Source organism: Alkalihalobacillus pseudalcaliphilus (assembly GCF_028610675.1).
In the GTDB taxonomy this organism is placed as follows: Bacteria; Bacillota; Bacilli; order Bacillales; family Bacillaceae_D; genus Alkalihalobacillus; species Alkalihalobacillus pseudalcaliphilus.
Genome location: NZ_JAQQWS010000003.1, coordinates 344,281 through 354,789, shown reverse-complemented (window position 1 = coordinate 354,789; position 10,509 = coordinate 344,281). Strand labels below are relative to the sequence as shown.

The following is a 10,509-nucleotide window of genomic DNA, read 5'->3' as shown; positions in this document are numbered from 1 at the left end:
GCGATAAAGCACAATCCATTTGGATTGTGCTTTTTAATATGCATAAAGAGAATGCTCGGCGCAAAAGAGTGCTGGTTTGAAGAAGCAGCAGCTACGAAGCGAAGCACCCGAAAGCGATTGAAGTAAGAAAATCAAATACGTTCGTGAGAGAAATCGCTTCATGCCCCACTTCCCCGAAGAAGAGAATCCGAAGAGACAGTAGGACGTTGCCAGGCGATAAAGCACAATCCATTTGGATTGTGCTTTTTAATATGCATAAAGAATAAGCTCGCAGCATAAGAGACTGGTTCGAAAAACCAGTCCCTAAGGAGCGAAGCACCCGGTACTGATTGTAGGAAGAAGACCCTTTCGTAACATTGCCAGGTGATTAAGCACATTCCGATAGGGGTGTTTTTTTATGTATAAAGAGAATGTTCGGGCTGAAAAACTCTATTCGGTAACTAGATTAAAAAGCTATCCACTTGAACCTAAGTGAATAGCCATGCGTGTTGTAGGACAAGTCATGAGGGTTACAGAAATAGCCTTTGCTCACTCCAACTTTGTTATAATTGTCTAGGAGCGTAATTAGATAAATAAAAACACGTCCATCAAAAATGATGGGCGTGTTTTTGGAGTAAGAAGGCTGGTTAGTTAAACAGGCTTGAGAAGAGCTGCTTCTCGACTGTATTTTCGGGCTAGCTCTCTTTCATTATAATCAACTTTCTTATCATTAATGATTTGGTATGTTTCGTGTCCTTTACCGGCTAGGAAGATGATGTCATTTTCTTGGGCGTTAGCGATCGCCTGTTGAATAGCTTCTTCGCGGTCTAGAATTATTTTATATTGATCAGATTGATAGCCTTTTTTAATATCTTCAATGATGGACAAAGGCTCTTCATGGCAAGGATTGTCTGATGTAATATAAGAAAAATCACTATAGGTATCAACGATTGCTCCCATGAATGGTCTTTTCTCTTTATCACGTTCACCAGCACTACCAAAGACGGTAATAATTCGTCCAATCGCAAAATCATTTAGTGTTTGTAAGGCTTTTTCTAGTGCGTCTGGTGTATGTGCATAATCAACGATAACATGAAAATCCTGACCCTCATGAATGAGTTCCATACGCCCAGGAACGCCTTGAAAGGTAGCTAAACTTTCTTTAATACTTGATAATGGAATACCTTCCACTAAGGCTGCAGTAATGGCAGCTAATGCATTATATATATTAAATTGACCAACAACACCTAGCGTAATGTGAGAGTCGCCATTAAACGTAGATAGGTTAAATTGAATACCATCTGGTAAAAGTTGTATATTAGTTGCAATAACATCTGCCGGATGATTAATTCCATAAGTAATAACTTCTACAGGACATAGAGTTTTTATATAATGTAGAGAAGGATCATCAGCATTTAATATAGCTATTTTTTTATTGCTTGGATGCTGGTATTGCCCTAATTTTATGAATAATTGAGCTTTTGCTTCAAGATATTTTTCGAATGTACCGTGGTAATCAAGGTGCTCATGAGTGATATTCGTAAGTATAGCTATATTAAAATCACAGCCTAATACTCGATTCATATCTAGACCTTGTGATGAGACCTCCATGACACAATGTGTAAGATACTCATCAGTCATTTTTCTTAAATATTTTTGTAAGGAAGGTGGCTCATGTGTATTAAGCTCTGTTGGATATACTTTTTTATTAATTTTTACGCCAATATTCCCCATCAAACCAGTTTTATGTCCGTAATCACTTAATATTTTATCAATCATATGGGCTGTGGTTGTCTTGCCATTTGTACCGGTAATCCCAATTAATGATAATTGGGACGAAGGATATTCATAAAGGTGATTGGCGATAAAAGCCATGGCTTGTCGAGCATTTTTTACAACAATTTGAGGTATATCAATATCAAGAAAACGCTCAGTGATTAAGGCAGATGCACCGTTTTGTACAGCATTTAAAGCAAAATCATGACGATCAGCAAGAAAGCCTTCAATACCAGGTACACATACAAATAATATCCCTTCATGAACTTTTCGGGAATCCATTTCAATACCTGTAATTTCAATATCTATATTGCCGTATATTTTTTTAACGATAGTTAAATTAGCTAAAATGCGAAGGTTCATAAAAAAACCCCTTTCTTACGATAAGAAATATAAATTTTCTAATTTTTATATTCGAGATATTTTGAGAAAAACCTCTAATTATGTAAAAATAAAAAGATAATATCTATTAATATGTCAAAATGACAAGAACTGGAGGGTTTGATGGAAAAACCAAGAAAACCATATGCTGTTGGAAATACGGCTAGTATATTTATAGAAAACAATCAAGTAATTAAGTTGTACCGTGAAAATACCCCAGATAATGAGGCTCTTTTTGAAGCTGAAAAGCAAAAATATGTACATTCCCTAGGATTGCCTGTTCCGAAAGTCTTGAAAATAGAAAGTATGGGAGGGCGACAAGCCTTATATATGGAGTTTATCAATGGGGAAACACTAGGTAGTAAAGCATTGTCTAATAAAAAGGAATTAGAGAATTATTTGCTTAAATCTATTTATTGGCAACAAAAAATACATCAGTATCAAGCAACTGAATTACCAGATTGGCATGGTAGATTACAGGAAAAGGTTGAGCAAGCCCCCTTTTTAAATACTTCTCAGTTGGAATGGGTGTTAAATCATTTATCAAATTTGCCGAAAGGACATTCATTGTGTCATGGAGACTTTCACTTATTTAATATTATTCAAGATGTAAAAGAGGACGTATATATCATTGATTGGGTCGATGCTGTAAGTGGGTGTCCCGAGGCGGATATTTGCAGAACATATCTTTTATATATTCAATTTTCTAAGGAGATAGCCGATTTATATATTCGTTTCATTCAAGAAAAAACACCATACCAGCTATCAGATGTTTATCGCTGGTTACCGGTTTTAGCGGCTGCAAGACTAGCAGAAGGTGTCAGTGATGAACAACCAGAGCGTTTGATAGAGATGATCAATTTCTGGATGGAATGATTGAAAGCCTGTTACCCGTTAAAGCCGATAACGCTTTATCTTTGGACTATTCATACCATAAATTTCAGACTTGTTCTTCATTATTACTGGTAGAATAAAAAGGGTTTTGGGGTATGTTTCACAAATATATTAGGATAGTGTGAATGGATTTCTTTTTGAAGGGTGGTCAATGAATGGTGACTTTTGGTTTAATGCTTGTTAGTCCTTTTTTATTTTTTTCACTAGGCTTTAGAAAAATAATGGCCTTGAATATTGTGACCCTAACTGTGTATACGGTTTTATGGTTGAGCTTAGTTGCGAAAGGTCCACTATTTATAGGGCATGATATGTTGTGGGTTATTTCTATGGTTGTTTGCTTGTTGTTTTTGTTAATGTCTACTACGTTATATATTCGGAGGCAGTTTCTGTTATCAAAGTTGACGATTGCTGTGTTGAGCACACTTTTACTTGTTTTGACAACGATTGTTCATTTTTGGCATGGTGGAATTTTAAATTTGTTATATCTATATACGATTCCATTTTTTGTAGTTGGATTGTTTACGATTGGGTTGGTGAAATTTGACCGACAATAATAAAGGTAAATCATGGCTTCCTTTTTAAGGGAGCTTTTTTATATGAAATATTGTTCTAGAACAAGTTTATGAAATGTCATGCTGGGTGATTAAGGCGATCTTGATAAAAAAAGATCTGTAAGTTACTTTGAGGAATCTTATTTTGGAAGTTCCTGGTAGTGTGAATCGTCGACATAGTAGGTATTACTTTTGGTCGGCAGGCTAGTTCCTTTTAGGGAAAATATGTCGAATAGTCTGTATGAAAGAAACTAATGTAATAGAGGAAATGGTATAAAAAGTGATAAGCGAATGTAGGTTTTTGGTCGATAAAGTTAGGGAATAGACGATAAGGTTATTAGGGTATAAACATCGCAATTTATAAAAAAAATTCATAGAGAAGTCGAATTTAATTTGTTTACTAGTGTCTATATATTGTGTTAAGATGTTAACAGTTATCCATATATAGTGAAAGTCGAAAGTTTTGTCAAGAGTTTTTTTTGCACACTTTTAGAATTATAAACGAAATATGGACAGAAAACAATTCTATTACATAAGTAAATATTAACAATCATTGTGTGGTAGTTTACTTTTATTAACGTATGTGGTTTAATCGTTCATTCAAACATGAACGTAAATATATTTATAGAAATGGTGGTCATATTATGTCGAAAGTTACCGTGTATACTAAAAATGGTTGTCCACAATGTGAAATGACAAAAGTTGTTTTAAATGGTGAAGGAATAGAATTTGAGGCATTAAACATAGAAGAAAACCAAGAGGCGTTTGATTACGTGGTGAACACACTTAATTTAAGACAAATGCCTGTTGTTGTAGCGGATGGAACAGAGCCTTTTACTGGCTTCCAACCAGATAGATTAAAAGAATTGGTGTTGAGTTAAAGTGAAACTAGCCTATCTTTCTTTAACAGGTAACGTGAGAGACTTTGTGGAGAAAACAGGCATTCGTTCTATTGAAATCCATTATAATGGCCCCTATGAGGAAGTTAACGAACCGTTTATTGTGATTGTACCGAGCTACGACGAAATGATTACAGAAACGGTTCGTTCGTTTGTTCAATTTGGAAGGAACGAGGAATATTTAATCGGATTTGCCGGGAGTGGAAATTTAAATTTTGATGGGGATTATTGCTTTAATGCAAAAGACTTATCAACGCTCTTTCAGAAACCTTTATTGTACACATTTGAATTTAGCGGTACAGAAAGTGATGTGCAGCATTTTAAGGAGGAATTGAGCCATTATGCAGGCGCCGGAACTAAGTAAAAAAGTCAAAGAGGATACGTATTTTACGTTAAATAACTTATTAAACCTTCCTAAGGATGGAAAGATTCAAATAGATAAAGATCGCGAGGCTGTCAAAGCTTACTTTTTGGAGTATGTAAATCCAAATACGGTCTTTTTCCATTCATTATCGGAGAAGCTAGATTATCTAATTGAAAATGATTACATCAAAGAAGAATTTTTAAATAAATATGATCGTCAGTTTGTCAAGCAACTATTCAAAAGTATTTATAATAAGAAGTTTCGTTTCCGTTCATTTATGGGAGCATACAAATTTTATTCACAATATGCAATGAAAACAGATGACGGTCAACGCTTTTTAGAACGTTATGAAGATAGACTCGCCTTTAACGCTTTATCGATTGCAGACGGCGATGAAGAGCTTGCAATGGATTTAGCAGAAGAGTTAATTCATCAACGCTACCAACCAGCTACACCAACATTCCTAAACATCGGAAAAAAACGTGCGGGAGAAATGGTTTCTTGTTTCCTCTTAACGGTATCTGACGATATGAATTCAATTGGCCGTAGCATTAACTCAGCGCTACAGCTATCTAAGCTTGGCGGAGGGGTAGGAATCAGTTTATCCAATGTGCGTGCCAATAATGATCCGATTCGTGGTATTTATGGTTTAGCTGATGGGGTTGTACCTGTTATGAAGTTATTTGAAGATGCTTTTTCTTATGCGAACCAAGGTGGGGCGAGAGATGGAGCTGGAGTTGTCTACTTAAATATTTTCCATCCTGATGTCGTTGATTTCCTTTCTGTACGTAAGGAAAACGCTGATGAGAAGGTGCGAATCAAGACATTATCGTTAGGTCTTGTTGTACCTGATAAGTTCTATGAACTGACAAAAAAGAATGATTTTATGTATTTATTTTCCCCACATGATGTAGAAAAGGTTTATGGAAAACCATTTGCTTATGTTGATATTACAGCCGAGTATGACAATATGGTTGATAATCCAGATATCCGTAAATCAAAAATTAAAGCACGTGATTTAGAAACAGAAATTAGTAATTTGCAAAATGAGAGTGGCTATCCATACATTATAAATATTGATACGGTTAATCGTGAAAATCCGATTGACGGTCGTATTATTATGTCTAATTTATGTACTGAAATATTCCAGGTGCATAAAGACTCGGATATTAATAATGACCAAACTTACGCCGAATTAGGACATGATGTGAGTTGTAATCTTGGATCAACAAATGTCTCGAATCTTATGGAATCACCTGACTTTGGTAAATCAGTACGAACGATGCTTCGTGCATTAACATATGTGACTGATAACTCGAGTATTGATGTTGTTCCTTCCGTAAAGAATGGTAATGATATGTATCATTCGGTTGGTCTAGGGGCGATGAACTTACACGGGTTCTTAGCAAAAAATCAAATTTATTATGGTTCACAGGAAGCACTTGAGTTCACAGATGTTTATTTCCGTCTATTAAACTATTGGACACTTGTTGAAAGCAACCAGATTTCAATCGATACAGGTCAAACATTTGCTGAATTTGAGAAATCAAAATATGCATCAGGTGACTATTTTGATAAATATTTAGACGAAGAAGAGTTTGTTTTTCAGTATGAGCATGTTAGAAATTTATTTGAAGGTATTTTTATCCCATCAAAAGAGGATTGGGCACGTCTGAAAGCTTCTGTTATGGAGCATGGCGTGTATAATGCTTATCGTCTAGCTGTTGCCCCAACCGGGTCTATTTCTTATGTGAATGAAGCTACAGCCTCGATTCATCCGATTACGCAAAGGATTGAAGAACGTACAGAAGGTAAACGAGGGAAGGTTTATTATCCAGCTCCATTCCTATCGACAGAAACGATTCCACATTATGAGTCGGCATACGATATTGATCAAAGAAAAATTATCGATACGTATGCTACGGCACAAAAGCATGTTGACCAAGGAATGAGTATGACACTATTTTTACGTTCTGAACTTCCGACGGGCCTTTATGAATGGAAAGAAAATAGTGAATTTCCAACGAAAAAAACGACAAGAGATTTAAACATTTTAAGAAACTACGCATGGAAACAAGGCATTAAGTCGGTTTATTATATTCGTACGTATACGGATGATGGAAATGAAGTGGGTGCCAACTATTGCGAGTCTTGTAGTATTTAGGGAGGTTTTGATTGGTGACGAAATATGCAGCATATGAAGCAGTCAATTGGAATAATATCGAGGATGCGATCGATAAAATCACCTATGAAAAATTAACAGAGCAATTTTGGCTTTCTACACGTATGCCAGTATCGAAGGACCGTTCGGATTGGACAAAGCTTCCAGATGAAGAAAAGCGTTTGGTTGAAAAAGTCTTTGGTGGCTTGACGATGCTTGATACGTTACAATCTGAGTCGGGGATAGATGCCTTAAGGGTAGATGCCAAAACTCAGCATGAAATTGCGGTTTTAAATAATATTCAATTTATGGAATCTGAGCATGCGAGAAGTTATTCTTCAATTTTTAGTACACTAAATACAAAAAAAGAAATTGAAGAGATTTTTAGATGGGCTAAGGAAAATGACTTTTTGCAGACAAAAGCTAGAATGATTGATGAGGTCTACCAAAATGGATCGCCACTAGAGAAGAAGGTGGCTAGTGTATTCTTAGAGTCTTTCTTATTTTACTCAGGGTTTTATACGCCTCTCTATTATTTAGGTAGAGCCAAGTTAATTAACGTGGCTGAGGTTATTAAGCTTATTATTCGTGATGAATCTGCACATGGTGCTTATATTGGTTATAAGTTTAAGGTTGGTTTTAATAAGCTTTCAGATGAGGAAAAAGAGTCTATGAAGGCTTGGACGTATAATCTTCTTTATCAGCTATATGATAATGAAGTGAAGTATACGGCTGAGCTTTATGATAAGGTTGGTTGGACGGAGGAAGTGAAGGTTTTCTTACGTTACAATGCGAATAAGGCTTTGATGAATTTAGGATTATCACCACTGTTTCCTGATTCTGCCGATGATGTGAACCCGATTGTGATTAATGGTTTATCAACAGGCACGACAAATCATGATTTCTTCTCGACGGTTGGTAATGGGTATTTATTATCGGTGGTTGAAGATATGGAAGATTCGGATTACGATTATTAAGAAACGAGAGGCTATGAATATAGCCTCTTTTGTATGAGGGTGTACCTAGGGGCGATAGGTTGTGCCATTCTCATATCCTAAATAACATTCGTGAGTGAGGATTTGTCTAAGCCATTCACCCACAACAAGTATGTAAGTATGGTTTTATCCTTTTATTGGTGTCTTTTTATTCAATTTGCCCTTTGTTTTATTATTATTTTAGTCGTTGTTATGTAAATGATATATGTTCTTAAGAATTAGGACATACCTAGCGGAGCATAATTTTCGGTAGCGGTGAGCAAAGCTCCGCATCTTGCCTTTAGGGTAACTTTCATACAAAACTACATATTCTTTTGGTTTGTGGAGTCATGGTTTAAGTAAAATTAATGTTGAAGGAGAGTTTGATGATGATTGAACAAATTCGTATTAAATATTTTGATGATGAATTAATTCAGGCTGATAAAATCGTACAGGGAGATTGGATTGACTTGCGTGCGGCAGAAACGGTTGAATTAAAAAAAGATGAGTTTAAACTAATCCCGCTAGGAGTAGCGATGGAGCTACCAGCTGGTTATGAAGGACATGTTGTACCGCGTTCAAGCACTTTTAAACATTTTGGGATTATCCAAACAAATTCAATGGGTATTATCGATGAATCCTACAAAGGCGATGGAGATCAATGGTTTTTTCCTGCGTATGCACTAAGAGATACAAAGATTGAGAAAAATGAGCGTATCTGTCAATTTCGGATTATGAAAAAGATGCCAGAATTACAGTTTGTTGAAGTCGATAAGCTTGATAATCAAGACCGTGGTGGTCATGGTTCTACAGGAAAAAAATAAAGGGTAGATAAAAACCTAGCATAGTGAGCATGGGCTCCGCTATTCTAGGTTTTTCTTTACGGTTAGAAAGGAAGAACTCGTCGTTTTTTTCGTAGTTTTCGTACATCACATTTGGTTAAACGAATATTTCTCAGACCTTGTGATGGGTGGGATCGGGAGCATCGCATACCTAATCTGAGCAATGGCGAAGTCAACTTCAGAAATAATCTGAACTTGGTTAATTGGTAGGCAAGTATTCAGAATTTAAAGCAAATAATTGATCACCACCTCATTTCTTTCATAGTGTCTATATATGCATATACATGAACATTGCTTGGATCGTAGACTAAAGATTAGTCAAGAAAAATATTTTTGAAATGTGAATCCGTTATTATCGTCTTACTCGTCATATTAGTAAAGAAGCTGTTGGAAGGAGAAGAAGATTTGAATGAACAGACGTGCTCAACAAAGTGGGGTCAAGAAGAAGAGCTAGAAGTGCTATTGAATGACCTAATGACCAACTATGGGACAATATTAAAAAGGCATATTTATTTGTACGTGCATAATTGGACAGTGGCCGATGATTTGACTCAAGATGTATTTATAACTGTCTATATGAAATATCATCAGTTAAAAGAAAAAGAATTAATCAAAAGTTGGTTATTTCAAATTGCTACCAATAAAGCGAGGGACTATTTACGAAGTTGGGCGTATAGGAAGCTTATTTTTACGGACAGCGTCTCACATAAAAAAAGCCTCTCTTCAGATTCACTAGAGGATGTGTTATTTTCACGTGAGGGATATTCGGAGCTATTAGAAGCGGTGTTGCAGCTTCCAATTAAGTACAGGGAAGTCATTATACTCTTCTATTATCATGATTTCACATTAAGGGAAGTAAAGGATATTCTTTGCGTACCACAAGCGACTGTGAAAACTAGATTAGCTAGAGCGAAGCAGAAATTAAGGGAGCATATGTCAAACAAAGAAAAAGGTGATCGCTTTGGATGAAAAAAAATTAAAGGAAACTTTGGAGAGTTATATGGAACAGCCGTCATCTGTCTTCTCTAACCGAAGTCAAAGAAATACGTGGAGAAAAATTGAAAAGAAAAGCACTAGAAATAATAGCTGGTTGATTTCTAGCATGACCGTTTGTTTTTCTTTGATCATGGTTGTATGGATGGGATCGGTTATCATCAATCAGCAGCCAAATGGTGTAGAGCCGTACCATTATTCAGGTGATGGTTTAGATGCTAAGAGCTTAGAGGAAGATAACAAGATGAATGCAATGACAGTGGAGGAGGAAGAGGTAAGAGAGTTTGAATTACTAGTTAATGAGGATCAAGAAGTGATATTATCAGCTGATTTACAAAATGTCTATGAATCGTTTTCAGCCAGTTTTGAAAAAGAGTACTTGCGCTATCTAAAGCCAGAGGAAGTATTCTCCCTCTATGTGTGGGCGGGTGAACACCAACATTATGAAAGGCAATATCATATGTTTATCGATGACCCTGAATATATTCGTATATTTGAAACATTAGAGGATTATATAGACGCAGCATCTCTTTCCGATAAGTCGACATGGGAACCTTTTAAACATGCCATGCTTCTAAGTGTAAGATACGATGAAAAAACGGCGTATATTACGAATGAGGATCGTAGTGCCCATTTTGGATTAACTAAAAATGAAGATGGAATATGGTTAGTGAATTGGATGCCAAGACAATAAA

The 10,509-nt window shown here is 35.9% G+C and carries 10 protein-coding genes; 9 read left to right on the top strand and 1 reads right to left on the bottom strand.

Annotated features, from left to right (window positions below):
• Positions 1 to 630: 630 nt before the first annotated feature.
• Positions 631 to 2,118: a UDP-N-acetylmuramoyl-L-alanyl-D-glutamate--2,6-diaminopimelate ligase gene (locus PQ479_RS10090; protein WP_047990060.1), complete on the bottom strand. Its 1,488-nt coding sequence runs from the start codon at positions 2,116 to 2,118 to the stop codon at positions 631 to 633.
• A gap of 141 nt (positions 2,119 to 2,259) precedes the next feature.
• Here PQ479_RS10090 and PQ479_RS10085 point away from each other — a divergent pair, with 141 nt between their 5' ends.
• From PQ479_RS10085 to PQ479_RS10045, 9 genes are all read left to right on the top strand, one after another.
• Positions 2,260 to 3,012 (top strand): phosphotransferase family protein, encoded by a 753-nt coding sequence (locus PQ479_RS10085; RefSeq protein WP_047990059.1) that lies wholly within the window; start codon positions 2,260 to 2,262, stop codon positions 3,010 to 3,012.
• Positions 3,013 to 3,185: 173 nt separating this feature from the next.
• Complete coding sequence (locus PQ479_RS10080; protein ID WP_047990058.1) at positions 3,186 to 3,584, top strand: hypothetical protein; 399 nt, start codon at positions 3,186 to 3,188, stop codon at positions 3,582 to 3,584.
• Positions 3,585 to 4,225: 641 nt separating this feature from the next.
• Positions 4,226 to 4,462: a glutaredoxin domain-containing protein gene (locus PQ479_RS10075; protein WP_047990057.1), complete on the top strand. Its 237-nt coding sequence runs from the start codon at positions 4,226 to 4,228 to the stop codon at positions 4,460 to 4,462.
• A 1-nt stretch (position 4,463) separates the two neighbouring features.
• Entirely contained in the window at positions 4,464 to 4,844 is a 381-nt protein-coding gene (nrdI, locus tag PQ479_RS10070) for a class Ib ribonucleoside-diphosphate reductase assembly flavoprotein NrdI (RefSeq protein WP_047990056.1), read from the top strand.
• Positions 4,822 to 7,008, top strand: a complete 2,187-nt coding sequence (gene nrdE / locus PQ479_RS10065; RefSeq protein WP_047990055.1) for a class 1b ribonucleoside-diphosphate reductase subunit alpha — start codon at positions 4,822 to 4,824, stop codon at positions 7,006 to 7,008. Before nrdI ends, nrdE begins: the two co-directional genes overlap by 23 nt.
• A 14-nt stretch (positions 7,009 to 7,022) precedes the next feature.
• On the top strand, positions 7,023 to 7,982 hold the full coding sequence (gene nrdF, locus PQ479_RS10060; protein WP_047990135.1) for a class 1b ribonucleoside-diphosphate reductase subunit beta: 960 nt from the start codon (positions 7,023 to 7,025) through the stop codon (positions 7,980 to 7,982).
• Between the two features lie 386 nt (positions 7,983 to 8,368).
• Positions 8,369 to 8,803, top strand: coding sequence for a dUTP diphosphatase (locus PQ479_RS10055; protein WP_047990054.1), 435 nt, complete (start codon positions 8,369 to 8,371; stop codon positions 8,801 to 8,803).
• 423 nt (positions 8,804 to 9,226) lie between these two features.
• Positions 9,227 to 9,790, top strand: coding sequence for a sigma-70 family RNA polymerase sigma factor (locus tag PQ479_RS10050; RefSeq protein ID WP_047990053.1), 564 nt, complete (start codon positions 9,227 to 9,229; stop codon positions 9,788 to 9,790).
• Positions 9,783 to 10,508, top strand: coding sequence for a hypothetical protein (locus PQ479_RS10045; protein ID WP_047990052.1), 726 nt, complete (start codon positions 9,783 to 9,785; stop codon positions 10,506 to 10,508). The genes PQ479_RS10050 and PQ479_RS10045 overlap by 8 nt, the downstream gene beginning before the upstream one ends.
• Position 10,509 lies beyond the last annotated feature (1 nt).